The sequence below is a fragment of the Pseudarthrobacter sp. NPDC058329 genome (assembly GCF_042879835.1).
GTDB lineage: Bacteria > Actinomycetota > Actinomycetes > Actinomycetales > Micrococcaceae > Arthrobacter.
Genome location: NZ_JBHVZR010000010.1, coordinates 90,098 through 116,293 on the forward strand (window position 1 = coordinate 90,098; position 26,196 = coordinate 116,293).

General features: G+C 65.3%; 24 protein-coding genes, 1 tRNA gene and 1 riboswitch. Of the genes, 8 read left to right on the forward strand and 17 right to left on the reverse strand.

Features of this window, described 5'->3' with window-relative positions:
* Positions 1–109 precede the first annotated feature (109 nt).
* Both ACFVYC_RS14085 and ACFVYC_RS14090 read left to right on the forward strand, forming a co-directional pair.
* Positions 110–451, forward strand: coding sequence for an ArsR/SmtB family transcription factor (locus ACFVYC_RS14085; protein ID WP_387551030.1), 342 nt, complete (start codon positions 110–112; stop codon positions 449–451).
* Between the two features lie 16 nt (positions 452–467).
* Positions 468–953 carry an SRPBCC family protein gene (locus ACFVYC_RS14090; RefSeq protein WP_387551033.1) on the forward strand — a complete coding sequence of 162 codons (486 nt, stop codon included), beginning with the start codon at positions 468–470 and terminating at the stop codon, positions 951–953.
* A 147-nt stretch (positions 954–1,100) separates the two neighbouring features.
* Here ACFVYC_RS14090 and sucD read toward each other — a convergent pair whose 3' ends face one another.
* The 6 genes from sucD to ACFVYC_RS14120 form a co-directional block, all read right to left on the reverse strand.
* Positions 1,101–2,003, reverse strand: coding sequence for a succinate--CoA ligase subunit alpha (gene sucD, locus ACFVYC_RS14095; RefSeq protein WP_387551036.1), 903 nt, complete (start codon positions 2,001–2,003; stop codon positions 1,101–1,103).
* A gap of 11 nt (positions 2,004–2,014) precedes the next feature.
* Positions 2,015–3,184, reverse strand: a complete 1,170-nt coding sequence (gene sucC, locus ACFVYC_RS14100) for an ADP-forming succinate--CoA ligase subunit beta (RefSeq protein WP_387551038.1) — start codon at positions 3,182–3,184, stop codon at positions 2,015–2,017.
* 222 nt (positions 3,185–3,406) lie between these two features.
* Complete coding sequence (locus ACFVYC_RS14105; protein WP_387551041.1) at positions 3,407–4,114, reverse strand: hypothetical protein; 708 nt, start codon at positions 4,112–4,114, stop codon at positions 3,407–3,409.
* The gene (locus ACFVYC_RS14110) at positions 4,114–5,415 is read right to left on the reverse strand and encodes a glycosyltransferase (protein WP_387551044.1); all 1,302 of its coding nucleotides are present in this window, start codon (positions 5,413–5,415) and stop codon (positions 4,114–4,116) included. The genes ACFVYC_RS14105 and ACFVYC_RS14110 overlap by 1 nt, the downstream gene beginning before the upstream one ends.
* Before the next feature lie 101 nt (positions 5,416–5,516).
* Positions 5,517–8,015 carry a DNA helicase PcrA gene (gene pcrA / locus ACFVYC_RS14115; protein WP_387551047.1) on the reverse strand — a complete coding sequence of 833 codons (2,499 nt, stop codon included), beginning with the start codon at positions 8,013–8,015 and terminating at the stop codon, positions 5,517–5,519.
* 77 nt (positions 8,016–8,092) lie between these two features.
* Positions 8,093–8,923 (reverse strand): inositol monophosphatase family protein, encoded by an 831-nt coding sequence (locus ACFVYC_RS14120; protein ID WP_387551050.1) that lies wholly within the window; start codon positions 8,921–8,923, stop codon positions 8,093–8,095.
* Between the two features lie 32 nt (positions 8,924–8,955).
* Here ACFVYC_RS14120 and ACFVYC_RS14125 point away from each other — a divergent pair, with 32 nt between their 5' ends.
* A complete protein-coding gene (locus ACFVYC_RS14125) occupies positions 8,956–9,585 on the forward strand; it encodes a hypothetical protein (RefSeq protein WP_387551052.1) in 630 nt (209 codons plus the stop codon).
* A gap of 22 nt (positions 9,586–9,607) precedes the next feature.
* Here ACFVYC_RS14125 and ACFVYC_RS14130 read toward each other — a convergent pair whose 3' ends face one another.
* A complete protein-coding gene (locus tag ACFVYC_RS14130; protein ID WP_387551055.1) occupies positions 9,608–10,369 on the reverse strand; it encodes a DUF998 domain-containing protein in 762 nt (253 codons plus the stop codon).
* An 83-nt stretch (positions 10,370–10,452) separates the two neighbouring features.
* Here ACFVYC_RS14130 and ACFVYC_RS14135 point away from each other — a divergent pair.
* From ACFVYC_RS14135 to ACFVYC_RS14145, 3 genes are all read left to right on the forward strand, one after another.
* A tRNA-Arg gene (locus ACFVYC_RS14135) sits at positions 10,453–10,525 on the forward strand.
* A 1-nt stretch (position 10,526) separates the two neighbouring features.
* Positions 10,527–11,012 (forward strand): DUF6314 family protein, encoded by a 486-nt coding sequence (locus ACFVYC_RS14140; protein ID WP_387551057.1) that lies wholly within the window; start codon positions 10,527–10,529, stop codon positions 11,010–11,012.
* Positions 11,009–11,425, forward strand: a complete 417-nt coding sequence (locus tag ACFVYC_RS14145) for an NUDIX domain-containing protein (protein WP_387551060.1) — start codon at positions 11,009–11,011, stop codon at positions 11,423–11,425. The genes ACFVYC_RS14140 and ACFVYC_RS14145 overlap by 4 nt, the downstream gene beginning before the upstream one ends.
* A gap of 2 nt (positions 11,426–11,427) precedes the next feature.
* Here ACFVYC_RS14145 and ACFVYC_RS14150 read toward each other — a convergent pair whose 3' ends face one another.
* Both ACFVYC_RS14150 and ACFVYC_RS14155 read right to left on the reverse strand, forming a co-directional pair.
* Positions 11,428–13,341 carry an ABC transporter ATP-binding protein gene (locus ACFVYC_RS14150; protein WP_387551063.1) on the reverse strand — a complete coding sequence of 638 codons (1,914 nt, stop codon included), beginning with the start codon at positions 13,339–13,341 and terminating at the stop codon, positions 11,428–11,430.
* Complete coding sequence (locus ACFVYC_RS14155) at positions 13,338–14,981, reverse strand: ABC-F family ATP-binding cassette domain-containing protein (RefSeq protein ID WP_387551065.1); 1,644 nt, start codon at positions 14,979–14,981, stop codon at positions 13,338–13,340. The genes ACFVYC_RS14150 and ACFVYC_RS14155 overlap by 4 nt, the downstream gene beginning before the upstream one ends.
* Positions 14,982–15,224: 243 nt before the next feature.
* On the opposite strand from ACFVYC_RS14155, the gene ACFVYC_RS14160 reads away from it, so the two are divergent.
* Both ACFVYC_RS14160 and ACFVYC_RS14165 read left to right on the forward strand, forming a co-directional pair.
* Positions 15,225–15,962 (forward strand): hypothetical protein, encoded by a 738-nt coding sequence (locus ACFVYC_RS14160; RefSeq protein WP_387551068.1) that lies wholly within the window; start codon positions 15,225–15,227, stop codon positions 15,960–15,962.
* Positions 15,959–16,696 carry a hypothetical protein gene (locus tag ACFVYC_RS14165; protein WP_387551071.1) on the forward strand — a complete coding sequence of 246 codons (738 nt, stop codon included), beginning with the start codon at positions 15,959–15,961 and terminating at the stop codon, positions 16,694–16,696. The genes ACFVYC_RS14160 and ACFVYC_RS14165 overlap by 4 nt, the downstream gene beginning before the upstream one ends.
* Positions 16,697–16,925: 229 nt before the next feature.
* On the opposite strand, the gene ACFVYC_RS14170 is transcribed toward ACFVYC_RS14165, so the two are convergent.
* The 8 genes from ACFVYC_RS14170 to ACFVYC_RS14205 form a co-directional block, all read right to left on the reverse strand.
* Positions 16,926–19,964, reverse strand: a complete 3,039-nt coding sequence (locus tag ACFVYC_RS14170; RefSeq protein WP_387551074.1) for an alpha-mannosidase — start codon at positions 19,962–19,964, stop codon at positions 16,926–16,928.
* Positions 19,965–20,111: 147 nt separating this feature from the next.
* Positions 20,112–20,999, reverse strand: coding sequence for a formate dehydrogenase accessory sulfurtransferase FdhD (fdhD, locus tag ACFVYC_RS14175; protein WP_387551077.1), 888 nt, complete (start codon positions 20,997–20,999; stop codon positions 20,112–20,114).
* 82 nt (positions 21,000–21,081) lie between these two features.
* Positions 21,082–22,461: a molybdopterin molybdotransferase MoeA gene (locus ACFVYC_RS14180; RefSeq protein ID WP_387551080.1), complete on the reverse strand. Its 1,380-nt coding sequence runs from the start codon at positions 22,459–22,461 to the stop codon at positions 21,082–21,084.
* Entirely contained in the window at positions 22,458–22,751 is a 294-nt protein-coding gene (locus ACFVYC_RS14185) for a DUF6457 domain-containing protein (protein WP_387551083.1), read from the reverse strand. The genes ACFVYC_RS14180 and ACFVYC_RS14185 overlap by 4 nt, the downstream gene beginning before the upstream one ends.
* A 15-nt stretch (positions 22,752–22,766) precedes the next feature.
* On the reverse strand, positions 22,767–23,414 hold the full coding sequence (locus ACFVYC_RS14190; protein WP_387551086.1) for a molybdenum cofactor guanylyltransferase: 648 nt from the start codon (positions 23,412–23,414) through the stop codon (positions 22,767–22,769).
* Between the two features lie 41 nt (positions 23,415–23,455).
* Positions 23,456–23,956 (reverse strand): HNH endonuclease, encoded by a 501-nt coding sequence (locus ACFVYC_RS14195; RefSeq protein WP_387551089.1) that lies wholly within the window; start codon positions 23,954–23,956, stop codon positions 23,456–23,458.
* 260 nt (positions 23,957–24,216) lie between these two features.
* Positions 24,217–24,990, reverse strand: coding sequence for an NlpC/P60 family protein (locus ACFVYC_RS14200; RefSeq protein WP_387551092.1), 774 nt, complete (start codon positions 24,988–24,990; stop codon positions 24,217–24,219).
* 165 nt (positions 24,991–25,155) lie between these two features.
* On the reverse strand, positions 25,156–25,848 hold the full coding sequence (locus tag ACFVYC_RS14205; protein ID WP_387551210.1) for a C40 family peptidase: 693 nt from the start codon (positions 25,846–25,848) through the stop codon (positions 25,156–25,158).
* 70 nt (positions 25,849–25,918) lie between these two features.
* Positions 25,919–26,114, reverse strand: a riboswitch (cyclic di-AMP (ydaO/yuaA leader).
* Positions 26,115–26,196 lie beyond the last annotated feature (82 nt).

Here is a 26,196-nt window from a genome sequence, read left to right on the forward strand (position 1 = left end):
GGTTTTGAAAGAACAAGAGCTGGAAGGGGTTGAACGCACAGGCGAAGGGCCTTATTCTTAAACAATCAAAAGGTTGATAAACAAAAGGATTGATTACAAGAAGGCTGCTATGACCTCCGAAAACACGGCACTGGACTCGGCCTTTATGGCCTTGGCCGATCCTGTGCGGCGGAGCATCATCGCCCGGCTCAGCCGGGGGCCGGCAACCGTCAACGAACTGGCGGAACCTTTCGAGATCTCCAAGCAGGCGGTCTCGAAACACATCCAGGTACTCGAGCAGGCGGAACTGGTCACCCGGACCAGGGATGCACAACGCCGGCCCGTACACCTAAACCCTGCGCGGCTTGAGGCGCTCACCGCATGGATCGACCAATACAGGTTGGTCCGCGAGGGGCAGTTCCGCAGCCTGGACGCCGTGCTCCAATCACGCGCTGCAACTGGCAGCGAATAACCTCCAAGGAGTTATCGTGAGCAATTCCCTCAAACTCAGCGTTCCGGAAGGCGTTCCCTTCATCGACTACGAGCGTGAGTTCGACTTCCCTGTGGCCGATGTGTTCCGCGCCCACAAGGATCCGGACCTGATCGTCCAGTGGCTCGGCCCGAGGGGCTACACAATGGACATCGACCATTACGATTTCCGCACCGGCGGCAGTTACAGCTACCTGCACACCGGACCCGAAGGGGTGCCGTACGAGTTCAAAGGCATCTTCCACACGGTCCGCGAAAACGAGTTCGCCATCCAGACCTTCGAATTCGGCGGGTACCCGGACGTGGTCAGCCTGGAATTCATGACCTTCGAGGACCTCGGCAACGGCAGGACCCGGCTGCGCGGCCACTCCGTCTACCCCTCCCAGGAGGCGCGGGACGGGATGGCGCAGTCCGGCATGGAAGGCGGGATGACCGAAGGCTACGAACGGCTGGACGAACTGCTCAGCGGAGCCAAGGTCCAGTAAGCAGAAGTACGACGTCGGGTGGTTCCTTTCCGGAGAAAGGGAACCACCCGCCGTCGTACCTTAAACAGCAACGCGGGGTCACTCCCCGCCCATCCCGGTGTCTGGAATGGGCGGTAAGTGACCCCGCGTTGGTGTGGGGGGGAATTACTAGAGCGTTGCGTAGACTTCGCGCAGCAGCTTGGCGGTCTCGGATGGCGTCTTGCCGACCTTCACGCCTGCAGCCTCAAGGGCTTCCTTCTTGGCCTGGGCCGTTCCGGCGGAACCGGAGACGATGGCGCCGGCATGGCCCATGGTCTTGCCTTCGGGGGCGGTGAAGCCGGCAACGTAGCCAACAACGGGCTTGGTGACGTTGGCCTTGATGAAGTCAGCGGCACGCTCCTCAGCGTCGCCACCGATTTCGCCGATCATCACGATCGCCTTGGTCTCGGGGTCAGCCTCGAACGCGGCCAGGGCGTCGATGTGGGTGGTGCCGATGACGGGGTCGCCGCCGATGCCAATGGCGGTGGAGAAGCCAAGGTCGCGCAGTTCGTACATCATCTGGTAGGTCAGGGTTCCGGACTTGGAAACCAGGCCGATGGGGCCCTTGCCCGTGATGTTGTTCGGCGTGATACCCACCAGTGCCTCGCCGGGGGTGATGATGCCGGGGCAGTTCGGTCCGATGATGCGGGTGACCTGGTTTCCGTCAGCGTCAACCGTGGACTGGGCAAGCGCCCAGAACTCGGCGGAGTCCTGGACCGGGACACCTTCGGTGATAACAACGACGAGGCCGATGCCGGCCTCGATGGCTTCGACGACGGCCGTCTTGGTGAAGGCCGGCGGCACGAAGACGATGGAAACGTCAGCACCGGTTTCGGCCATGGCTTCCTTGACGGTGCCGAAGACGGTGATTTCATTGTCGCCGTGCAGCACGGTGGTGCCGGCCTTGCGGGCGTTGACGCCGCCAACAATGTTGGTGCCGGCCTTCAGCATCAGGGCAGTGTGCTTGGTGCCTTCGCCGCCGGTGATGCCCTGGACGATGACCTTGGAGTCCTTGTTCAGATAAATAGACATGGTGCGTCCCTTTACTTAGCTGCGTTGGCGAGCTCGGCGGCCTTGTCGGCGCCCTCGTCCATGGTGGCGGCCAGGGTAACCAGCGGGTGGTTAGCCTCGGCCAGGATGCGGCGGCCCTCTTCGACGTTGTTGCCGTCGAGGCGGACTACCAGCGGCTTGTTCGCGGCGTGGCCCAGCTCGGCCAGCGCACCAACGATGCCCTTGGCAACAGCGTCACACGCGGTGATGCCGCCGAAAACGTTCACGAAGACGGACTTGACCTGCTCATCGCCCAGGATGACATCCAGGCCGGCGGCCATAACCTCGGCGGATGCTCCGCCACCGATGTCCAGGAAGTTGGCGGGCTTGACGTTGCCGTGGTTCTCGCCTGCGTAGGCAACAACGTCCAGCGTGGACATCACCAGGCCTGCACCGTTGCCGATAATGCCCACTTCGCCGTCCAGCTTGACGTAGTTCAGGTCCTGCGCCTTGGCCTTGGCCTCGAGCGGGTCAGCAGCGTCCTTGTCTTCGAGGAGGGCGTGCTTGGCGTGACGGAACTCGGCGTTCTCGTCCAGCGTGACCTTGCCGTCCAGTGCGACGATCTCGCCTGCGCCGGTCTTGACGAGCGGGTTGACCTCAACGAGGGTGGCGTCTTCCTTCTTGAAGACGTCCCACAGCTTGAGGATCACTGCGGCCACCTTGCCGCGGAGTTCCTCAGCGAAGCCTGCGGCTGCAACGATTTCGTCAGCCTTGGCCTGGTCGATGCCCACGGCGGGGTCGATGGCGATCTTGGCGAGCGCCTCGGGGCGTTCGACGGCGAGCTGTTCGATTTCCATGCCGCCTTCAACCGAGCACATGGCCAGGTAGTTGCGGTTGGCCCGGTCCAGGAGGACGGAGAAGTAGTATTCCTCGGCAATGTCAGCACCCTGGGCGATCATCACCTTGTTGACGGTGTGGCCCTTGATGTCCATGCCCAGGATGTTGGTGGAGTGCTCAAGTGCTTCGTCAGCGGACTTTGCGACCTTGACGCCGCCGGCCTTGCCACGGCCGCCAACCTTGACCTGTGCTTTGACGACAGTTACGCCGCCGATCTTCTCGGCAGCTGCCTTTGCTTCTTCTGGGGTGTGCGCCACGATGCCGGCAAGCACGGGTACACCGTGCGCCTCGAACATATCGCGCGCCTGGTATTCAAACAGGTCCACGGTTTAGTGTCCTTCTACGTCGAAGTAGTTTCTGTACAGTCGGACACCATCGAAGACGATGACCGGGCTGCGGAATTGCTCGCACCGGCGGCCTGTTGGAAACGAGCCACGCGGCGTGATGCTCCACTGGGAACTCTAGTCCTTTGGAGGGACCGGCCCGTCCAAGACTACCGCTTATGTGAGTAAGGACACTATTCTATGGAGCGTAGAAAATCCGCGGATTTACGGGGTTTTTGAGGCCTCCGACGGTGCCGCTGAGGCGCCTCCGGCCGGACCGGAAATCAGGTCGTAACGGTCCGGCGAAACGAAGAATCCGACGCCGGCGGAGACGTTTCCGCATGCCACCCCGCCGTTGTAGGCAGAACAGCGCAGCCCGTTGCCTTCGAGGTTCTGCCCCTCCCCCAGCACTGGGAGCTGGGCCAAGGGACCTGCTTTGCTGCCCTGCGGACCGTACGCTGCTTCCATCTGTGTGACGCCGGACCTGCACTCCCCGTAGCGCGTGCTGTCCGGCGTCAGCAAGATGACACCGCCCAGGTAACCGAGGTTTGTTCCCGCACAGTCATCCTTGACGTCCCCGGCGCGGGGTTTGGGGTAGTCGGCCAGTTCACAGTGGGCCACAGGCACCGTTGCCAGCTTGTTGTTGGCGCTGTCGCCGTAGTTGTTTTGCTCGTAAGGAAGGTTCACGTGCTCTCCCCGGGAAGATGTGAGGGAACAGGCGATGCTGCGGTCTTCGGTGATGAAGGAGATGGCGCCGTCACCGGTGGAATATCCTTTGGCGTCAACCAGCGATGCTTGTTCCAGCTGTTGCAGCGGCGGCAGCGGCGCAGGCGGGACGTACCCAGGATCCTCGGTGGTGATGGTGCAGGCCGTGGCCGCCGTCAGGATCAGGGCGGCGAAGCTCCCCAGAACAGTCCGTCGCATGGCCACCATTATGCTTTATGGCGGCAGCTCACCTGTCGCTGAGAACGCCTTCCACGACCTTGGCTTGCCGCCTCTGCGGGGTTGTGGGAGCCAAAGTCCTGGCTCATCTGCCCCGCCCGGCGCTTCCACCCGGGGTCAGCCAGGACGGCACGAACCGCCCTGCCGATCTTCTCCGGCGTGGGATTGTCGGTCCGCAGGTTGATGCCGACGCCGGCGTATTCCACCCTTGCATTGACGTCGCTCTTTCCCTCGTTGATGCCTGACACCACCAGGGGCACGCCCTTGGAAAGGGCCAGCTGGACGCCGCCGAATCCGCCGTTGCTGACAAAGACGTCCGTGAATTCGAGCACGGCCGCGAAGTCTATGTAGTCGCGGATCCGGATGTTCGGCTGGGGGTAGCGGGCCTGCAGTTCCACTGTTCCGCGGCCTCCGGTCGCCACCATCACCAGGGCATCCATGTCCTTCAGCGCTTCCAGGGCGGGAATGATCAGCTTGTCCTGGTCCACGTTGTCCACCGTGCCTTGGGTGACCAGTATGGTGCTGGCGTAACCCTGCCGGGCCGGTTCCCGGGGCTCGACTTCCTGGTCGCGGTAAGGCAGGAGCGCCCCCACGTAGTGGACTTTGGGGTTGGTGTTGCGGCGCGGAAAGTCCAGGGATGTGGTGCCGGTCTGGATGATGGCGGCCGAGCACCGGTAGGGCTCGTCCGTCACCCTTGCCCCTTTGGGTGCTTCCTGTCCGTAGAAGCGGTGCTGGCGCCGGTAGCTCTTGCCGGCGGGGCGGAGGATAACTTTGTCCGACAGCAGCCCGGCCAGCTCCTGGATGGCTTTTTCCTGCGGGTTCCGCGCCGGCCGGAAACCGAAGAACAGCGGGGGAACCTGCGGATCGCTTTCCATATTGGGAACCACCACGAAGCTCACTACCGGCCGGCCCATCAGATGCGACACCAGCCGCTGGATGAACATGGAGCTGTCCACCACCAGGACATCGAACGGAAAGTCCTGGGCGAGGTCCCGGATGTCCTCAAAGAAGTTGCTGATGTTGCTGGCGAAGATCTTCTCACCGTCGAACCCGATGGCCCGGGGCCCCTTCAGCCTGGCGCGCTCCGGATAAAGCTCGAAGAGGTTGTCCGCGCGGTGCTCGATGGCGCGGTTGAAGCGAAACAGGGGTATGCCAAGCTTTTCGAGCTTGCCGGCAAACGACTGGCCGGTGTACCAGCGCACATCATGGCCCCGTTCCTTGAGCTCCATGGCAACGCCGGTCATGGGATTGAAATGCCCGTCGATGGCCTGGCTGGCAAACAGGATGTTCATGGCCCGCTCCGTGATGTTGTTACGGCTGGGAAGGTTCCTGAACCTTATTCCTGACAGCGCGGCCGGACAAGGGCCGGAGCGCCTGGCGGCGTGCCCAGATCCTACGCGTCGAGCTTGGTCAGCGGCGCATACCGCAGCAGCAGCCGCTTTTCGCCGATGTCGAATTTCACCTTGGCAACGGTCTTGTCGCCCGCTCCTTCGAGCGCCAAAACGGTTCCGTTGCCGAAACTCGTGTGGTTGACTTTGTCCCCCACGCTCACGGCCACGACTTCCTTCTGCGGCTGCACCCGGGTCCGGGCGACGACAGCGGGAACATCGGCGTTGAACCCGGCTGACGGGTCAGCAGCGGCGCCCCGGGCTGTTCCGGCGCCCCAGAATGACCCGTTGTAACGGCCGGAACCGATTGATCCGCCGCCCCAGCCGCCGGACTGCCGGCTGGTTCCTTCACGTTTCCATTCCACGAGCTCCGCGGGGATTTCCTCCAGGAACTGGCTCGCCGGGTTGTACTGGCTTTGGCCCCACATGCTCCGGACCTCGGAGCGCGTGACATAGAGCCGCTTGCGGGCGCGGGTGAGGCCCACGTAGGCAAGCCGGCGTTCTTCGGCCAGTTCCTTGGGATCAGTGGCGGAGCGCTGGTGCGGGAACAGCCCGTGCTCCATGCCGGTCAGGAAAACCACCGGGAATTCGAGCCCCTTGGCGGTGTGCAGCGTCATCAAGGTCACAACGCCGAGCCGTTTGGCCTCGGCCACTGCCGCATCAATGTCGGCTCCGGGGGCATCCGGGATCTGGTCGGCGTCGGCCACCAGGGACACCTGTTCCAGGAAGGCCTCAAGGGTTCCTTCCGGATTCTCCTGTTCGTATTCGCGCACCACAGCCACCAGTTCGGCCAGGTTCTCCACCCGGGATTCGTCCTGCGGATCCGTGCTGGAGCGCAGGGTGGCCAGGTAGCCGGTCTGCTCCAGGACGGCTTCGAGGGCCGCCGCCGCACCCGAGCCCGCCGCGACTTCAGCGAGGTCGTCCAGGAGTTTCACAAAACCGAGGACGGCGTTAACGGATCGGGTAGCCATGGCAGGAGCCTGCTCGGCGCGGCGGGCGGCCGCCATAAAGGAAATCCGTTCACGCTGGGCCAGCGCCGCGACGGCGCCTTCGGCCCGGTCACCGATGCCGCGCTTTGGTTCGTTGAGCACCCGGCGGAGGTTGACGTCGTCGTCCGGGTTGACCAGGACACGAAGGTAGGCGAGGGCGTCCTTGATCTCCTTGCGCTCGTAGAAGCGGGTGCCGCCCACCACCTTGTACGGCAGGCCAACCCGGACCAGCACGTCCTCGATGGAACGGGACTGGGCGTTGGTGCGGTAGAAAATGGCGACATCCCCGGGACGGAGGTTGTCCTCGTCCTGGAGTCGGTCAATCTCCTTGGCAATGAACCGGGCTTCGTCGTGCTCGTTCTCGCCCACGTAGCCGACAATTTTGTGGCCGTCACCTTCAGCCGTCCACAGCCGTTTCTCGGGCCGGTTGGGGTTGCGTGAAATGACCGAGTTCGCTGCGCTGAGGATGTTCTGCGTGGAGCGGTAGTTCTGCTCCAGCTTGATGGTCCGCGCCTCGGGGTAGTCCTTTTCGAACTCCACGATGTTGCGGATGTCCGCGCCCCTGAAGGCGTAAATGGACTGGTCCGAGTCGCCTACAACCGTGAGCTCGGATGCGCCCGGACCTTCTCCCACGATTTCGCGGACCAAGGCGTATTGGGCGTGGTTGGTGTCCTGGTATTCGTCCACCAGGACATGCCGGAACCGGCGGCGGTAGGACTCGGCGAGCGCCGGGAAGGCCCGGAACATGTAGACGGTCTCCGCGATGAGGTCGTCAAAGTCCATGGCGTTTGCCTGGCGCAGCCGCTGCGTATAGCCCTTGAAAACCTCGGCTACGGCCTGGTCAAAAGGATCGTTGTAGTTGGCCGAGGAAGAGTACGAGTCAGCATCGATGAGCTCATTCTTCAACGCGGAAATCTTGTGCTGAATGGCTTTGGGCGCAAACTTCTTGGGATCCAGGTCCAGGGCCTTGGACACCTGGGTGACCAGCCGGAGGGAGTCCGCGGAGTCGTAAATCGAGAAATTCGATTTCAGCCCGACGTTGGCGGCTTCCTGCCGCAGGATGCGGACGCAGGATGAGTGGAAGGTGGAAATCCACATGATCTTCGCGCGGCCACCCACCAGGACTTCGATTCGTTCCCGCATCTCGGCAGCGGCCTTGTTGGTAAAGGTGATTGCAAGGATCTCGCCGTGGTGGGCCCGCCCGGTGGCTATGAGGTAGGCGATCCTGTTGCTGAGCACCCGGGTCTTGCCCGAACCGGCGCCGGCCACGATCAGCAGCGCGGGACCGGTGTGCTTGACCGCCTCCTCCTGCTGGGGGTTCAAACCCTCAAGGAGCTGGGCGGCATCCAGGCGGTGGCCCCGGTGGCTTTGCCCTTCCGGGGCCCGCTCCACGCGGACGCTGCCGCCCGGCCCCGGAGCCGCGGTTACGCCCTCAGAAGGCGATTTGGTGCGGGCAGCGGCGGCGTGAGCGGCCTTAAAGGGCCCGTCAGAGTACGGGTCAAACAACATATCCATGATGCCTACAAGTCTAGGCGGTGGGGCCGACACCCACTTCCAGGCTGTGGATTACGTGGCCGGGATTACCCGGACTTTCAGGCCACCGAGCCCGACTCCAGCGCGGCACGCAACTCGCGTACCGCCGTCGTGCCTCCTGCCATAAACCATTCCAGGCCGTTGACGCGGACGGTGTCCACGGCCCCGCCGGCTGCCCGGACGATTGCTTTGCCCGGCAGCCAGTCCCACTCGGGGCAGCTGTGCTGGAACCAGCACCCGATCTGTCCGTCGGCCACCCGGCCGAGGTCGCAGGAGCCTGAGCCGAGCATGCGCAGGGCGGCGGCCGACGTGGCGGCGGCGTGCCAGGGCATCGCGCACAGGGGATCCATCAGCCAGCTCGGGTGGATGTACGTGGCGGCACCGAGTTCCGCAACCGCAGTACCGTTCCGCGCCCCCCGGTCCTCGTGGAACACGGTCAGTGCCGTCCCGTTCAGGGTGGCCGGGTGTGCCCTCCCCCCGAGCCAAAGTTTGTCCTCGTCCGGCTGGAAGATGGCGCCCAGCACCACGTCCGAGGCATCCTTCAGGGCAATCGCCGAGCACCAGTACGTGGAACCATGCAGGAAGTTATAGGTGCCGTCCACAGGATCGATGACCCAGGTGCGGCCGCTTGTGCCCTGCACGGCGGCGCCCTCCTCCCCCACAATGCCGTCTTCGGGGCGGCAGCGCCGCAGCTGCCCCAGCACGTAGGCCTCAGCCGCGTGGTCCGCTGCGGTCACGACGTCGGAAACGGAGGTTTTCTGCTCCGACTGCAGCCCGGCCATCCGCATGAGCAGCGCCAGCTGCCCGGCTTCGCGGACCAGGGCTGCCGCGAGCTGGTAGTCGTCCAAAGAGGGGTCAAGTTCAACTGCGCTGTGCCGGCCAATGGTCATGCCTTCAGTTTATGGGGCGGGATAATGGTGCCATGGCCAAAACTCCTGCCCAGCGGATCAAGAAGCACGGCGCCAAGGCGGTTGTGCCGCAGCACCATCTCCCGCCGGTGGTCAATCCCACCACGGCGCGCACGCCGCAGAAGGCCGAAAGCAACGGCAACCTCATCCTCATCGCAGGAGTGGTGGCCAGCCTGTTCCTGTTCTGGTACGTGCACCTGCTGACGCTGGACCAGTTGCGGCAGCTTTCCGGACTGGCCATGCCGGACTCACTGATTGGCGGGTTTGATTCTGCCTACGTCAGCCAGCTGCAGTCAGCCATGGACGACGACGCGCGGGGACAGCTCAACTACGTCCACAAAACGGCTGGCACCCTGTTCCCGCTGATCTTCGGATTCACCTGGCTGCTGCTGATCGGAACGAGCATCGCCCGGAAATCGCTGCGCTGGGCATTGTGGGCGCTCCCCCTGCTGTTTGTGGTGGTCCGGCTTTGGGGCAACGCCGCCATCGACGGCATGCTGGCAGCGGGAACGCCCGACGCCGGCCAGGTGGCCCTGGCGTCAGGCCTCACCGTCGCAGGCTGGGTGCTGCTGGTCCTGAGCCTGCTGGCAGGTACGGCTGCGGTGTTCCTGCGGACACGGAAGCCTCGAGAAGCAGATGCTTAAAGGCGCCTGAAGCCGCGAAAGCCTAGAACGGGTGCCCGGCCGCGGCCCGGACCTGCTTCCGGTGCCGGTGCACCCGCTGCGCGATGACCAGCCCGGCAGTGGCCATTCCCACGGTTACGGGGTAGCCCATAAGCCGTTCCAGGGTCCCCGGCTCAGGGACACGCATGCCGGTCAGCCCGCCGGTCACCAGGGCGGCAGCGGATACAACTCCGCAGGCAAGGATGAACCAGGCCATCGCTGTTTTCCGCAGCCAGAGGATCCCCAGGACCAGCAGGGCTGCGGCGCCGGTGACGAAGTAGATCACGGCGCCGGCATAGTGCAGGCCGGAGCCGGCGTCCTCCGGCACCAGTCCAACGATGACGGTGCCGGCTCCTGCAGCCCCGGTCAGGAGCCGCACTGCCACGGCGGCCAGCCACGGCATGCGCCGGCCCGGCTGCACCTGCGTACGGGCGATGGCAGCCACCCTCAGCAGCCCGGAACTCAGGAGCAGGGCGCCCAGCAGCATGCCCAGCCCCTGGACCACAAAGGAGGCATTCATCAGCCAGTTGAGCGGGGAACAGACCTCCCTGCCGTCAAAAACGCCGCAGTTCAAAGCGCCCAAATCGCTGATGTAACCGGTCCGCAGGTCGTAGGGGCGGGGTCCCGCCCATGCGGCGATAACTGCTGCCTCCGCCGCGAAATACTGCAGCACGCTCAGCACGGACCACGCCCCGACGTATTGCCGGGTGGACGTGGTGTCCGGAATGAACGCCACCGTGGGGGCCGTGGACGGCACTGAAGTCATGCCTTGAGCGTAGTACGGCTCCGCACCTTGTATGCTTGTATCCGTGTCCGGCCGGACCGGCCCTGCCGATCCATCGGATGCCCGCCCTCGTAGCTCAGTGGATAGAGCACGGCTCTCCTAAAGCCGGTGTCGTTGGTTCGATTCCAATCGAGGGCACTTGAACTTTCCTCCCCCGGAGTTCGCGCTCCGCGCCTACCTGCTCGGCCCGGCCGCCCCTGCTGAGGCCGGGCAGTGGACGGTCCGGCGGGACCTGCTGGACCGCGCGCAAGGCACCCGCGGAACCTTCTCCGGCGTCGTACATTTTGTCCCGGCGGACGATGGCGGCCTGATCTTCAGCGAGGAAGGCACCATGCGCTGGCCCACCTTCACCGGTCCCGCCTCCCGCGAGTACCTGCTGCGAGGCACAAAACGCCCCGATGCCCTGGATGTGTTCTTTCCGGACGGGCGGCCCTTCCACAGCATGAGCTTCACGCCGGAGGCCAATCTGGACCAGCACTGGTGCGATCCAGACACCTACCGCGTCGCGTACACCTACGGGGACGACCACCGGTTCAGTTACAGCTGGGACGTCAAGGGGCCGCAGAAGGACCTCCTGCTGACCTCGCACTTGATGCGGCTGTCGAAGAATCCGGCAGACGCATGAAGGACCGCATCGTGGTTTCCGCTGTCTGTGTCTTTGATAATGTCGGCAGGCTCCTGACCGTCCGGAAGCGCGGAACCTCCATGTTTATGCATCCCGGCGGCAAACCCGAAGCCGGTGAATCCGCTGTCCAGGCCGCTGCCCGGGAGTTGGCCGAGGAGGTGGGAATCGTCCTCGACCCGCGCCGACTGCAGCTCATGGGCGTCTGGATAGCCGACGCCGCCAACGAGGCCGCCACGGACATCGAGGCCACCGTGTTCCTGGCTCCGGGCACCTGGGACGCCCATCCGTCCGCCGAGATAGCGGAAATCCGCTGGCTGGAGCTCGACGGCGAACTTCCCGCTGACCTCGCCCCGCTGTTGACGGACCATATCCTCCCGGAACTGGCCGCCCGGCCCCGCACCGTGGGGACATAAGGCTAGAAGTCGGGAACTGCTTCCTGGGCCACTGCGGTGGCCTCGGCAAACTGGGTCCGGTAGAGCTCCGCGTAACGGCCTTCGGCGGCCAGCAGTTCAGTGTGCGTCCCGCGCTCCACAATCCGGCCGTCCTCCACCACCAGGATCGCGTCAGCAGCACGGACCGTGGACAACCGGTGGGCAATCACGACGGCGGTGCGCCCCTCGAGCGCGGCGCCCAGGGCAGCCTGTACTGCGGCTTCATTGGTGGAGTCGAGCGCGGCTGTCGCCTCGTCCAGGATCACCACGCGGGGCTGGGCGATGAGCAGCCGGGCAATGGTGAGCCGCTGGCGTTCGCCGCCGGAAAGCCGGTAGCCGCGTTCACCCACCACCGTGTCCAGCCCGTCAGGCAGGGAGCGGATCATGGCTTCGAGCCGGGCCTGCCGGATGGCCTCCCACATGTCCTCGGGTGTGGCGTCCGGCTTGGCGAGCCGGAGGTTGGAGGCAATGGTTTCGTGGAAGAGGTGGCCGTCCTGTGTGACCATGCCCAGGGTGTCCCGCAGCGAGTCAAAGGTGGCATCGCGGACGTCCAGCCCGGTGCCGGGCGCGGTTCCGCCCAGCCGGACAGCACCGGAGTCCACGTCGTAGAGCCGGGCCAGCAGCTGGGCGATGGTCGATTTGCCGGCGCCGGAGGATCCCACCAGCGCCACCGTCTGTCCCGCTTCCACCCGGAAGCTGATGCCGTGCAGCACCACTTCCCCGCCGCGGGTGTCCAGGGTGGACACCTCTTCCAGGGAGGCCAGGGAAACCTTGTCCGCTGAAGGGTAGGCGAAGCGGACGTCGTCGAACTCCACCGCGACCGGGCCGGGGGCAAAAGGCACGGCGTCGGGCTTCTGCCGGATCAGGGGCTTGAGGTCGAGGATTTCGAAGACCCGCTCGAAGCTGACCAGCGCGCTCATGATTTCCACGCGTGCGTTGGAGAGGGCTGTCAGCGGGGCGTAGAGGCGGGTGAGCAGCAGGGCCAGCACCACCACGTCGCCGGCCGCGAGTTGTCCGGTGATGGCGAACCAGCCGCCCAGCCCGTAGACGAGGGCAAGGGCGAGCGCGGAGACCAGCGTCAGGGCCGTCACGAAGGTGAACTGCAGCATCGCGGTCCGGACGCCGATGTCGCGGACACGGCCGGCGCGGACGGCGAACTCGCGGGATTCCTCATCGGGGCGGCCAAAGAGCTTGACCAGGGTGGCGCCGGGGGCGGAAAAGCGCTCCGTCATCTGGGTGCCCATGGCTGCGTTGTGCTCCGCTGCCTCGCGGCGAAGGTCCGCTAGTTTGGACCCCATCCGCCGTGCGGGGATGAGGAAGATCGGCAACAGGATCATGGCCAGTACGGTCACCTGCCAGGACGTGCCGAGCATAACGATGAGCGTGAGGATCAATGCCACCACGTTGCTGACCACACCGGACAGGGTTCCGGCGAAGGCCGACTGGGCACCGATGACATCGTTGTTCAGCCGGCTGACCAGGGCACCGGTGCGGGTGCGGGTGAAGAAGGCGATGGGCATTTTCTGCACATGGTCGAAGACCTTGGTGCGGAGGTCCACGATCACGCCTTCGCCGATGGTGGAGGAGAGCCAGCGGCTCACCAGTCCCAGGCCTGCTTCGGCAACAGCGACGACGGCGATCAGCACGGCGAGGCGAACCACTTCCCCGGCGGCGGCCCTGGCGACGATCGCGTCCACCACCTGCCCCGCGAGGACGGGGGTGGCGACGGCCAGGAACGCCATCACGATCGAGAGCGCCACGAAGGCCAGGAGCCTGCCGCGGTGCGGCCGCGCGAAGCCCAGGACCCGCTTCAGTGTGGCTTTGGAGAAGGGTTCGGAACCACTCTTGGCCCGGGTGATCTTGTACAGGGAGCTCCAGGCCACCCCTTCCATGCTCATTGCTGCTGCTCCTCTACCATTCCGTTTTCCACATTCCAACGTACATCCAGACGCACGTTTTCCAGCAGCCTCCGGTCGTGCGTCACCAGCAGCAGGGCGCCGTCGTAGCTTTCCAGCGCCTCCTCGAGCTGTTCGATGGCCGGAAGGTCAAGGTGGTTGGTTGGCTCGTCCAGAACCAGCAGGTTCACCCCGCGCGCCTGCAGCAGGGCCAGGGCAGCCCTGGTCCGTTCGCCGGGCGACAGCGAATCGACAGTCCGCGCCGTGTGGTCCGCTTTGAGGCCGAACTTGGCCAGCAGCGTACGGACCTCGGCAGGGGTCAGGTTTGAAAGGACGGCCTCGACGGCGTCAGCAAGGGCAAGGTGGCCTGCCAGCAGCCCGCGGGCCTGGTCAATTTCGCCGATGGCCACCGAAGCGCCCATGGCTGCGTTGCCGGACTCCGGAGCGAGGTCACCCAGCAGCAGCCGCAGCAGGGTGGACTTGCCGGCACCGTTGGGTCCCGTGATGCCGATCCGCTCCCCCGCATTGAGCTGGAGGTTGACCGGGCCGAGGGTGAAACTGCCCTGCTGCACCACAGCATCGCGCAGGGTGGCCACCACAGCGCTGGAGCGCGGCGCCTTTCCGATGGAGAACTGGAGCTGCCATTCCTTCCGGGGCTCTTCCACCACGTCCAGCCGGGCGATCCGCGATTCCATCTGCCGCACCTTTTGCGCCTGCTTCTCGGAAGACTCGGTGCTGGCGGCGCGGCGGATTTTGTCATTGTCCGGGCTCTTCTTCATGGCGTTCCGGACGCCCTGGGAGCTCCATTCGCGCTGGGTCCGGGCCCTGGACACCAGGTCCGCCTTGGTGGAAGCGAACTCCTCATACTTCTCGCGCGCGTGCCGTCGCGCTACCGCACGTTCTTCGAGGAAGGCGTCATAGCCGCCGTCGTAGACGGCTACGGAGTTCTGCGCCAGGTCCAGTTCCACCACGGTGGTGACGCACCGGGCGAGGAACTCCCGGTCGTGGCTCACCAGGACCACGCCGCCGCGCAGTCCGCGGACAAAGTCCTCAAGCTTCGCAAGCCCGGCGAGGTCCAGGTCATTGGTGGGTTCGTCCAGGAGGACCACGTCGAAGCGGCTCAGCAGCAGGGCTGCGAGCGCCACGCGGGCTGCCTGGCCGCCGGACAAAGCCGTCATTACGGCGTCGGCGCCGGTCTCCAGGCCCAGGTCGGCGAGAACCGCCGGAATGCGGTCGTCGAGGTCCGCGGCACCGGAAGCCATCCAGCGGTCGAAAGCCCGCGCGTAGGCGTCATCGGCGCCGGGCGCACCGGAACCAAGGGCCTCAGCTGTGGATTCCATCTCGGCCGTGGCCTCGGCGCAGCCGGTCCGCCGGGCAATGTAGGCGGCAACTGATTCACCCGGAACACGCTCGTGCTCCTGGGGCAGCCACCCCACGAACGCGTCAGTGGGGGCCAGGCTGACAGCCCCGGCCTGCGGCTGGTCCACCCCGGCCAGCAGGCGCAGCAGGGTGGACTTACCGGCACCGTTGGCACCCACCACACCCACAACGTCGCCGGGGGCGACGGTGAGGGAAAGTTCGGAGAAGAGTAACCGGTGGTCGTGACCGCCGGAAACATCCTTCGCAACAAGGGTCGCAGTCATGGATCCATCCTTTCACCCGGGCGCACAGCAGGTCTGGCGCCTTTCGGCCCGCATAGCCTCTGCATGCCGTCGGGAGGACGGCGCCCGGAGCCCGGACATAAAGAACCCGCTGGTCCGGACTTGGGGGGTGTACGGACCAACGGGCTCGACCATTAAGCATAGTCGAAACAGGAGTGCAGGTAAAATCGGCGGGCCAACGGCAGGCTAAAATCGACACACCATCCGTTCTGCAGAGAGCCCTCCATGACCCTCCCCGCCAAGGCGTTCCAGCGCTGGCTGCAAGGCATCGCGCCGGATGCCAGCACGGCAGACGTCTGCAGGATCTCCGGTATCAAGCGGACCACCCTGGCACAACAGCTGGTCCGCGGGAAAGTCTCAGTAAGTACCGTGGTCAGTATCAGCCGCGCCTACAACATCAACCCGGTGACGGCACTGGCGGACTTCGAACCGTACCGGGAGCTCGCCGCTCCCCAGCCGCCGCCGGCCCGCTCGGAGCTGGTCAGCCAGATTTCCACCGCCGACCTCCTGCGCGCCATGCTGGCCCGCCCGGGGATGGACCAGGCCGGGGAACCGGGCGACAGGCCGCCCGCCTTATCGCCGGCGCCGCACGCCACTTCCGTCAAAAACTGGGTTGATGCCATTGACGACGGCGAAGTGCGGCACCGCGTTTCGGCCGCTACCGGCATCGCCCCACAGAATTACTCCGCGCAACTGACTGCCAACCGGCTATCGGCGGAGCTGGCCGTGGCCACGGCCAGGGCGGCAGGCGTTGCAGCAGCCAGCGGCCTGGTGGCCACCGGCCTGATCACGGAGGAAGAGGCCGGCTGGCCTCCCGATGCACGCCAGGCAGCATTGGACAGCCTGTCCGACGGCGACCTCGCCGTCCTGTCCGGTGATCGGCTGCAGGCATTGGGCAAGGTCCTACGCCGCCAGGAACATGACCAGGCGCAAACAGAAAAGATTTGGGAGAACCTGGGATGATCGAAATCCTTCAGTGGTCAACGCTGGCCACGTGCGGCCTGATCGCGGCGGCGCGGATACCCAGCGCGCTGCGTGGTGAGAACAGGTCCCTCTTCTATATCTTCGCCCTGATGACCGCAGCGATACTTTTGAGCATCGAGGCGCCCTACACTGCGGTGGACACAGCGCTGGGGGGCGTCAACCTCGCGAACCTGCTGTTGCGCTTCGTCATCTTCGCCACGATCTACTTCGTGGGGATACGGGTGACCCGCGGCTTTGGAGCAGAACATGCCTACCGGCTCATCACCGGAAAGGCGGGCATGCTGGTGCTCCTGGTTCTCTCCCTGGTGATGGTGGGCGTGTTTTTTATGATGGACACAGCCGGTTCCTCTGCCGGCCTGAGTGCTGTGGCGGGGAAGGACCAGAGGCACGGCGCCCTGGTGGAATACTACGGCGCAGCCGGGCGGGCCTACCCCTCCTACGTCTCCCTCGTCCTGCTTCCCGCCATGGTCCGTGCAGTGGGAAGCAGGCTGCCCGTGCTGGTCCGGCTCGCCGCCGCGCTTCTGGCCGTCGGCGGAGTTGCCATCGCCCTGACCCTGCTGTTCCCCGTGGTGCCGCCTGAGTGGGGCGCCGTGGAATTCGTCGTTAACTACACCGCAGTGCTCTGTTTTGTTGTTGGCCTGGCCCTCATCTGGGCAGCAAGGGTAAAAAACAGCAAGAGTTTCGGGCTGGCGAGGACATCTACCGAAACGTAACCTTTTGGGCTTTCACAAAATCATTAGAATGTGAAACAATCATGAATGTGTGAAGGTGGGGGTTGCCGGGCGTTTACGAACGGGGATACTTTCTTGAACGAATGCAGCCCCTGGGGGCCTTTGCACGCTTTGGGGGGATGAGTGGTGGCGGCCGTTGGGGACCGCCCCCACTCAGCCATTTAAGGCCCCTTTTCTGTAGTCCTGCGCAGATTCCTGCCCGGCGCCGGGCCTATTGCCTGCCGCGGACAAACCTGAGGGTCACCAGGTGGAACGGCCGAAGCTCCAGTTCCGCTCCGTCCGGACCGGCTTCCACGCCGGTGGCCTTATCCGGCCGCTCCAGCAGGTCAACGGTGGTGACCCGCCGTAGCGGGAAGTTCGCAGTGACACTTCCGGCCGAACGCTGCCCCAACGACTCGTACAACCGGAGAATCACATCTCCGGAGCCGTCCTCCGCCAGCTTTACGGCCTCGATGACCAACGCCGGGTTGGACACGGAAAACAGCGGCTCAACCGGAGAGGCGCCGGTGACCAGGCGCGGAGCAAGGTTTGTCCGGTAGCCTTCCTGGACAGCATCGGCAATGTCGGCGCCGGGGCGGACAGTGACCGTGAGCTCGTGGCGTCCGCGGTCCGCGTCCGGATCGGGGAACTTCGAGGCACGCAACAGCGACATCCGCACTGTGGTGGTGGTGCCGCCGTCGTTCTCCCTGATGCTCCTGGTGACGTCGTGGCCGTAGGTGGACGAGTTGGAAACGGCGACGCCGTAGCCCGGCTCTGCCACGTGGATCCAGCGGTGCGCACAGATTTCGAACTTGGCCGCTTCCCAGGACGTGTTGGTGTGCGTGGCGCGGAAGACGTGCCCGAACTGCGTTTCCGCCGCAGACCGGTCCGCCCGTACATCCAGGGCGAATCCGAGCTTCAACAGCTTTTCCCGCTCCTGCCAGTCCACTGACGTGGTGATGGAAAGCGAAGGGCTTCCGGCAGCAAGGCTGATGCGCTGGGTAATGGCGGAGGACCCGGCCATCCGCTCCACCACTACGGCAGCCCCGCCGTCCCCGTCCTCGAGCCACACTGACTCCGCGCACGTCAACGGCGTGACGTTGCGGCGGTAGAACTCGTCAATGTCCCACGCGTCCCACTCGTTGGGGGTGTCCCGGTGGAGTTCCAGCAGGTTGCCGCGCTCCCCCGGGGCGATCGCCTCGCGGCCGGTAGCGTGGTCCCGCAGGGATGTGAGCAGGCCGTCCGCATCCAAAACTGCCCGGATGATGCCGTTGTCCAGAACGAAGCCGGCGCCGTGGGCTGCGGCCCGGGACGGTACCGGCGGGGACACCGGTACGCCCGCTGCCAGCGCCGGCACACCGTCGCGGGCATGCGGCGCTGCGTTCAGGAGGAACTGCCGGTCACCGCGGCCCAGCACTGCCTGTGCTGCCTGGGCGATGAGTGCTTCGAGGGCGGCCTCGATTGCCTGGTAATTGCGTTCTGCGTCCTGGTGCACCCAGGCAATGGAGCTGCCCGGAAGGATGTCGTGGAACTGCTGGAGCAGCACCAGCCGCCACAGCCTCTTAAGCTCGACGGCGGGATAGGCGTAGGTGCCGGCGGTGCGGACTGCGGCCGTTGCACACCAGAGTTCCGCTTCGCGCAGCAGGTGTTCGCTGCGCCGGTTGCCCTTCTTGGTCCGGGCCTGGCTGGTGTACGTGCCGCGGTGCAGCTCGAGGTACATCTCGCCCACCCACACCGGCAATGACGGATATTCGTCCTCGGCCTGTTTAAAGAAGCTCTCGGCGGATCCGATCCGTACCTTCGGTGAGCCTTCCAGGTCCGCTGTCCTGGCGGCGGCTGCCAGCATTTCCCGGGTGGGGCCGCCGCCGCCGTCGCCATACCCAAAGGGCACCAGCGACACCGTACCGCGGCCGTGGTCGCGGTAGTTCCGCTCGGCGTGGGCGAGTTCGCGTCCGCTGAGCTGGGAATTGTAGGTGTCTACCGGCGGGAAGTGCGTGAAGAGCCGCGTGCCGTCGATTCCCTCCCAATTGAAGGTGTGGTGCGGCATCCTGTTGGTCTGGTTCCACGAGATTTTCTGGGTGAGGAACCACCGGCTGCCGGCGGATTTGACGATCTGGGGCAGGGCTGCGGAGTATCCGAAGGAGTCCGGCAGCCACGCTTCCTGGCAGTCCACGCCGAATTCGGCCAGGAAGAAGCTCTTTCCCTCCACGAATTGGCGTGCCATCGCCTCGCCGCCGGGCATGTTGGTGTCCGACTCCACCCACATGCCGCCGACCGGCACGAACTGCCCTGCCCGCACCTTTTCCCGGATCCGTCCGAAAAGTTCGGGGTAGTACTCCTTGATCCAGGCCAGCTGCTGCGCCGAGGAGCAGGAGAAAACGAAGTCCGGGTATTCATCCATCAGCGCCACCACGTTGGAGAACGTCCTGGCGCATTTGCGGATGGTCTCCCGGACGGGCCACAGCCAGGCCGAGTCGATGTGTGCATGGCCGGTGGCAACGAGTTGGTGCGCCGAAGCGTACGCAGGCCGTGCCATCACCCCGGCGAGGGCTTCCCGCCCAGCTGCCGCGGTCCCGGCAATGTCGTCGGGATCCATCACGTCCATCATGCGCTCAAGCGCTCGAAGGATCTCATGCCGCCGGGGCAGCTCCAGGGGCAGCTCCGCCATCAGTCCGGACAGGGTCCAGACGTCCTGCTGGAGTTCCCAAACATTCTGGTTCAGCTCGGCGATGGCTATGGTGCCCAGCCTGTACTGGGGTGCCGTGCCGGCGGTTGACTTATCGCCGTACGGCGTGGGCGCGAACGTCCAGCCCTGGGCGACGTCGGGGTTGGCTGCGGCCTCCACGTAGAAGTCCACCGCCATGCCGCCTCCCAACAGCTTCACGGGAATGTACTGGTTCCGGGGCGAGACGGCTTTGATGATGGTCCCGTCGGCGCGCCAGGCGATGCCCTCGCACTGGAAGCCGGGCACTTCGATGGTGAAACCGAGGTCCACCACCACTTCAACGGTGGTGTCCGGTTCCGTGCCCCAGGACTCGGGGACCTCGCCCTGGAGGCGGAGCCACTTGGTACCCCACGGCTGTCCCCAGGGAGCGCAGGGTTCCTGCGGCTGGAATTCCTGCCGCATGGCTTCGAGGGCCGGGACGGGTTCGTCCGGTACGTCCCAGCTGCTCAGGGTGAGGGGAAGGCTCCGGCTGTACACGGCGGGGTTGATGCGTTCGCGGACGAATCTTTCGAGGCGGACTTCCGTGATCCGGCGGTCGTCATGCAATGTTGGCCCTCTTCAGCGATGTAAACGTGGACCAAGGTGTCCATTCGGTGGATAAAACTACCCGCTGGTAGCTTACTCGCCAATGCCTCCGGAGAACATCCCCAAAAAAGCGTTTTCCGAAAAAATGGCCGCGCCACAATCCGGAAGTCAGGGACGGGCGCCGGCGGGGGCCTGGGCCAGCGGCCTGACGATCCGGTGATCGCCTGCATAGATATTGAGGCTGGTTCCGCGGCTGAACCCGGCCAGCGTCAGGCCGCTGGCTTCCGCCAGTTCCACGGCAAGGCTTGACGGAGCGCTCACTGCTGCCAGCACCGGAATCCCGGCGAGCGCCGCTTTCTGCACCAGCTCAAAGGACGCCCGCCCTGAAACCTGGAGCACGGTGCCGCGGAGCGGCAGGAGACCTTCGCGCAGCGCCCAGCCCACTACCTTGTCAACGGCGTTGTGGCGTCCCACGTCTTCACGAAGGCACAAAAGTTCCACGCCGCCGTCGTCCTGGATCTTGAACAGCCCGGCCGCGTGCACTCCCCCGGTATCCTCGAAAAGGCGCTGGGACTTCCGCAGGAGAGCGGGCAGCGAGGCGAGAAGCTCCGCGTCGATGGTCAGCGGATCCGCGGCGGGGCTGTAGTGCGAGGACTTCTGGACTGAATCAATGGAATCAGTCCCGCAGATGCCGCAGGAACTTGACGTATAAATGTGGCGGCCAATGTCCGGGACTGTGACGTCGGGCCGCAGCTGGACCTCCACCACGTTGAACGTCTGGACGCCGTTCTCATCCTCACCGGCGCAGAAACGCAATGACACGAGCTGCCCGGAGTCCCAGATGATGCCCTCGGACACCAGGAAGCCGGCCACCAGGTCAAAGTCGTCCCCTGGCGTCCGCATGGTGACAGAGAAGGAGAGCCGGCCCAGCCGGATCTCCAGCGGCTCTTCAACGGCGAGAACGTCCTCACGGTGGCGTACCGGAAACTCCAGGGCCTTCGGCGATCCGTCGAGGACATACTTGTGCACCTTGCGGCGCTGGGTCACGCGGCCCATTGCCACCCCTGCCTATTCATTAGTCCATCATGGCAACTGCCGGGGCGGGATACCAGTCGGGCCTGCGGTGCCGGGTGCGTCATCAGCCAAGAAGCGCGCTCCAGTCCACCGGGCCCTTGGCCGCGGGTTTGGCGGCCGTCCTGCCCGGCCGTGCCGCAGTCCTGGCCTTTGCTTTGCCGGCAGGATCTGCGACTGCAGGGATGGGTGGTCCCCACGGCAGCGCCACTGCCGGCACGGGCTCGCCGAGCTGCACCCCGTGCGGCGGCACCACCATCACCCCGTCGGCCGACGCCAGCCCGCGCATCATGCCCGGGCCGGTGTGCTGCGCCGGCGACGCCATCCCATAGAGAAGCCTGAAGGGCATCAGGCGCGTGCGCCCAGGATCGGGTTCGATGATGCTTCCGCAGGGTACTTCGTGCACCGGCGGCAGGTTGCCGTGGCCCAGCGCAGCGAGCAGGGGCGCACCTACAGTGACCAGCGCCATCATCGCGGCGAGCGGGTTTCCCGGAAGGCCGAGCACAAATCGGCCGTCCGGCAGTTCCGCCAGGACAGCAGGGTGTCCTGGCCGCATGGCGATACCGTCGATGACAAGCCTGCCGCCCAGTTCCGCCACCGCCTGGCGGAGGTGATCCGTGCCTGAGAGGCCCGTCCCGCCCGTGGTGATAACGACGTCGGCCGGCAGGTCCGGAGCGCCGGGCACCTCGGGTACAACGTCCTCGAGGGCGGCCAGCCATTCGTCGTAGGAGTCCCCGATCCTCTGCTGTTCCCCCGCGATGCCTCCCAGCAGGTCCACCACAGCCGGCAGCTGTGGCCCGAAAGTGTCCCGCACCTGGCCGGGGACCGGCACTCCGTGGTCGACGACTTCGGAGCCGGTGAGCAGCAACCGGACCAGGGGTTTTCCCTGGACCTGCAGTTCGTCATAACCGGCAAGCGCGGCCAGCGCGAGATGGGCAGGGTTGAGCACCACTCCTGCCTTGACCAGTACGTCCCCGGCCAGGGCTTCCTCCCCGGCTTTCCGGATGTGCTGGCCGTTGCGCGGCTCGCCGGGCCGGGCGCTTCCGCCGGTCATGAGGACAGGCAGGCCGTCGTCGTCGGTGCCCAGCAGGGCGCTCTCGCTGCGCAGCACCGCTCTGCCGCCGGGCGGGATCAGCCCGCCGGTGACAATGAGGCTGGCCTGGTGGGGCGCCAGCCGTGTACCGGGTTCCACCAGGATCCACGGGCCGGTCCCGTTAACCGCCCAGCCGTCCATGGCCGAGGACGCGTAGTGGGGCATGTCCTGCAGGGCCGCAATGTCCTGGTCCAGCCTGCGGCCAAGGGCCAAATGCAGGGGAACCGGTCCGGATGGAATGGGCGTGGCTGCTTCGAACGCGGCCAGCCGTGCTTCGTCCCAGGTGTGGGCCAGGTGCCGCGGTGCCTCCGGCGGGTCCGTTGAACTCCGTTCTTCCCCGGGTTCCGCAGTCATTCGCCGGGAGTCCCGGCGGCTTCAGCATCGTAGTCGGTGGCCAGGGAACGCGCCACGGCCAGGGCCCCTTCCATGGACGCGGCATCTGTGCTGCTTCCGGCGGCCGAGGCCAGGCCAGCGGCGTAGCCGGCAATAAAGGTGGTCAGCGGCGCCGCCGGCCGCACAACGGAGTGGGCTGCTACACCAGCGAGGGCGAGGATGGCATTGACGTCCACCTGTACGTCTTCCAGCTCATAGGCCTGAAGCAGGGACCTGCACCATTCCTCCAGCGTTTCATCCTGGCTTTTCACGTACTGCCTCCCAATTCAACTGCTGCCGCGCCGGTCCGGGAACGGGTCCCGGCTGCCGGCGTCAACTCCTAGTGCGGCGGCATCATCCCAGGTATCCACATCGTCGGTGGAACCGGTGGGGACGGTGACAAGCTGCAGGTCAAGACTAGCAAGGAGCGCACGCATGGAACCGCTGATTAAGGCATCACGCGACGCCAGTTCCTTGACCGCCCTTGTTAACACGTCTGTGCGGTAAAACCCGGCGAGCTGCTGGGACCTGCCGTCTTCGCCGCACGCCATGAGTCCGTCGGCCCGAAACTCCCTTGATTCAAGGGCTTTCCTCAGCACCTGCACCGCTGACGAGATCCGGGGCATGTCGCAAGCCAGCACCAGGGTAAAGGCGCTTCCGCTGCCGGCATTCGCCAGCGCCTCCAGGCCAGCGGCCACAGCGGCAGCGGGTCCGGCAAACACCGGCTGCTCGCGGCAGGAGAGCACTCCCTCGGGGAGCAGACCGGGATCCGGACCAACCACTACCGCACGGGACGCCCCGGCGGCCGCGGCCAGGGATTTCTCCAGCAGGGTGGCACCTTGGAAGACCAGCCCTTGCTTGGGTACCCCGCCCAGCCGGGATGACCGGCCGCCGGCCAGGATCAGGGCGTCAAAGTCCAACCGGTATTGCTCCACTCCCCCAGCCTAGTCCGGGGGTGGCCGCGCCCAACGTTGAATCAGGCAGCGCGCTCGGGCAGCAGGAACGGATCCCAGGCCGGCGTCGGCTTTTCAAGTTCCTTGATCTGCCAGATGGTCCCATGCGGAGGCTCAGGGACAAACCGCAGTTTCCAGCCCATTTCCGCCGGGGTGTGGTCACCTTTGACGTTGTTGCACCTCAGGCAGGCAGCCACCAGGTTTTCCCAGGATTCGGCTCCTCCGCGTGACTTTGGGTGGACATGGTCGATGGTGTGCGCAGCTTTTCCGCAGTAGGCACATTTGTGCCCGTCGCGTCTGAGCACACCGCGCCGGCTGACGGCAGTGGACTGGTTGTATCTGGGGCGGATGTAGCGGTTCAGGAGGATCACGGACGGGCGGCCCAGAATCTCCTGGGGGCCCACTACGGGGTCCTCCCCTTCAGCCACAACGCTTGCCTTGCCCGTGAGCACAAGCACCAGCGCCCGGCGGAAAGTAATAACCGCCAGCGGTTCATATCCAGCATTCAGAACGAGAGTGCGCATGCACGTACCTCTTCACGGCCGCACCCGTCAGGGGCACGAGGGCCGGCTGCCCTCGGCATGGTCCGGGCTATGGATCGACACCACAAGAGTAAACAAAGAAGTGCATTATCAGCTAATTGCGGGTCCCGGCTTGCTGTATCCGGCAATTGCCGGGGTGGACCGCCCGCAGCTGCGCGGGGTTAAACAGACAGGACCCCTGCCGCGGCGGCGGGGGTCCTGTGTTCGGTACTGCTCAACCGCGCAAGCGCGGCTGCGAGGTGTCAGTTGACGCGGATGAATACCGGGCCGGAACCTACGTTGGCGCTGAACACAACGGTCTGGTTGCCGTTGTAGCCACCGTGGACTGCCTGGCCGTTGCCGGCGTAGACAGCGATGTGGGCCATGCCGGAACCGCCGTTGGCGTAGTAGATGAGGTCGCCCGGCTGAGCCTCGGCAGCGCTCACGGTGCGGCCCAGGCCGAGGTAGCCTGCCGGCCAGTCGTGGAAGTTGATGCCCACGGCAGCCAGGGAGTTGGTCACCAGCATGGTGCAGTCCTGCGTGACGCCGAGCTGGGCGTAGGCGGCGGACAGGATGGCTGCACCCTTGCCGCTTGCCGAGGCGGGAGCAGCGGGGGCGGCGGCAGCCGGAGCCGTGGCGGTCACCTTGGCTACAGCCGCCGTCTTTGCGGCGGGAGCAGGCGCCGGAGCGGCTTCCTGAACCTCAACCTCGGGCTCCGGGGCTTCCACAACGGGAGCCGGCGTGGTGGTCACAGCAGGCTTCTCGAAGGAGATGGCGATGGTGGAAGCAGCGGAGATCGGAGCTTCAACCGTTGACTCAACTTCCAGGGTGGAAGCCGGAGCGGAGTCCCGCTGAACGTTGGCGTCAGCAGCATTGGCGGCGAGGCCGCTGGTCAGGACCAGGCCGGAAGCGGCTGCGATAACAGCTGCCTGGCGTCCTACGCCGCCGGCGTTGTCGCCGACAGCCTTGGCAATGATGGCCAGCGAGTTGGTCTTGGTGACCTCGGCGCGGTGCCGTGCGGTTGCACGAGTAGTCATCAGTTCTCTCTTTCGTTGTCCTTCACACCGCCGGTAGGCAGCCGAAGGGGACTGGACGCGCCGGCATCTTGGGGGTACGCCGGCACGCCCCGAACGGGGATGTGGTGATTTAGCGAAAAGCGTGTTTGGGCAAAGAAAAAGCCCTTGGACCGTGAGGTCGAAGAACTAGTTCATGGTGTAGAACGAGGAGGTGCCGGTAGCAGCTACCGAGTGCAGCAGCGTTCCCTGGGAGGGGTTCAAAGCGCTGATCATCATGCCGTTGCCGACGTAGATGCCAACGTGTGCGCCACCGTTCTGCATGACCAGGTCACCGGGCTGCGGCGTGGACGTGGGCTTCATTGCGGTCCACGCGTTCACGCGGGGGATGCTGATGCCGGCCTGGGCGTAAACCCACTGGGTGAAGCCGGAGCAGTCCCAGCCGTTGGGGGTGGTGCCGCCCCAGACGTACGGGCGGCCGATGCCGGTGTACGCGATGGCAGCAATTCCGGAGGTGGAAGCCGAGGCGACGGTTTCGGCGAGCTTCTCTTCAGCGGATGCCGGAGCTGCAGCGGTGGTGGCTGCCGTGTTGCCGGTGGTGGCAGCCCGGTTACCGGAGGTGGTGGACAGCGTCCGCACCGTTTCGATCTTCGGCGCTGCGGTGGTCTTGACCACCGGGCGCTCGAAGGAAACGGTAGCCGTGGGCGCCGCAGTTACGGCGAGGGCCGGCTGCGATCCGGACTCGGTGGAAGCGGAGACACCAGCGGTGGTATCCGCGGCGTTGGCCGGCAGGCCCATGGTCAGGATGAGGCCGGATGCAGCTGCGATAACTGCAGCCTGGCGACCTACCGTCCCGGCATTGGCACTAACAGCCTTGGACATGGTGTCCAGGGGGTTGGTACGAACCGTTTGCGCACGGTGGCGCGCAGAATTATGGCGTGAAGACACGAAGGTAGCCTCTCCCAATGCCTACGAGGTGAGCTGTCGGATTCGGATGGGAGTCACCCGGCCGCGCGGCTTCTGGGAAGCTTTTGCGACTTAACCCCAAGGCCTTCAGACTCGAAGGCCAAAATTGGTTCCCCCGCCCCTGCCAGACGATGAAATGCGAACGGACCTTGAGCGGTGGCAGAGTTAGGCAATCCGCACAAGAGCGTCAACTTCGGAAAAGTTGACGCGAGTTAGACGGTACAGCAGTTTCGAACGAATGTCACATTCAGGTCACGGCAGGTC

Coding starts and splice junctions, on each gene's coding strand:
- ACFVYC_RS14195 (WP_387551089.1), bottom strand. CDS start 23,956: ATGCGCACTCTCGTTCTGAATGCTGGATATGAACCGCTGGCGGTTATT.
- sucD (WP_387551036.1), bottom strand. CDS start 2,003: ATGTCTATTTATCTGAACAAGGACTCCAAGGTCATCGTCCAGGGCATC.
- ACFVYC_RS14165 (WP_387551071.1), top strand. CDS start 15,959: ATGATCGAAATCCTTCAGTGGTCAACGCTGGCCACGTGCGGCCTGATC.
- ACFVYC_RS14120 (WP_387551050.1), bottom strand. CDS start 8,923: ATGACCATTGGCCGGCACAGCGCAGTTGAACTTGACCCCTCTTTGGAC.
- ACFVYC_RS14125 (WP_387551052.1), top strand. CDS start 8,956: ATGGCCAAAACTCCTGCCCAGCGGATCAAGAAGCACGGCGCCAAGGCG.
- ACFVYC_RS14150 (WP_387551063.1), bottom strand. CDS start 13,341: ATGAGCATGGAAGGGGTGGCCTGGAGCTCCCTGTACAAGATCACCCGG.
- ACFVYC_RS14105 (WP_387551041.1), bottom strand. CDS start 4,114: ATGGTGGCCATGCGACGGACTGTTCTGGGGAGCTTCGCCGCCCTGATC.
- ACFVYC_RS14180 (WP_387551080.1), bottom strand. CDS start 22,461: ATGACTGCGGAACCCGGGGAAGAACGGAGTTCAACGGACCCGCCGGAG.
- ACFVYC_RS14085 (WP_387551030.1), top strand. CDS start 110: ATGACCTCCGAAAACACGGCACTGGACTCGGCCTTTATGGCCTTGGCC.
- ACFVYC_RS14205 (WP_387551210.1), bottom strand. CDS start 25,848: ATGTCCAAGGCTGTTAGTGCCAATGCCGGGACGGTAGGTCGCCAGGCT.
- ACFVYC_RS14110 (WP_387551044.1), bottom strand. CDS start 5,415: ATGAACATCCTGTTTGCCAGCCAGGCCATCGACGGGCATTTCAATCCC.
- pcrA (WP_387551047.1), bottom strand. CDS start 8,015: ATGGATATGTTGTTTGACCCGTACTCTGACGGGCCCTTTAAGGCCGCT.
- ACFVYC_RS14145 (WP_387551060.1), top strand. CDS start 11,009: ATGAAGGACCGCATCGTGGTTTCCGCTGTCTGTGTCTTTGATAATGTC.
- ACFVYC_RS14130 (WP_387551055.1), bottom strand. CDS start 10,369: ATGACTTCAGTGCCGTCCACGGCCCCCACGGTGGCGTTCATTCCGGAC.
- ACFVYC_RS14160 (WP_387551068.1), top strand. CDS start 15,225: ATGACCCTCCCCGCCAAGGCGTTCCAGCGCTGGCTGCAAGGCATCGCG.
- ACFVYC_RS14200 (WP_387551092.1), bottom strand. CDS start 24,990: ATGACTACTCGTGCAACCGCACGGCACCGCGCCGAGGTCACCAAGACC.
- fdhD (WP_387551077.1), bottom strand. CDS start 20,999: ATGGGCCGCGTGACCCAGCGCCGCAAGGTGCACAAGTATGTCCTCGAC.
- ACFVYC_RS14155 (WP_387551065.1), bottom strand. CDS start 14,981: ATGACTGCGACCCTTGTTGCGAAGGATGTTTCCGGCGGTCACGACCAC.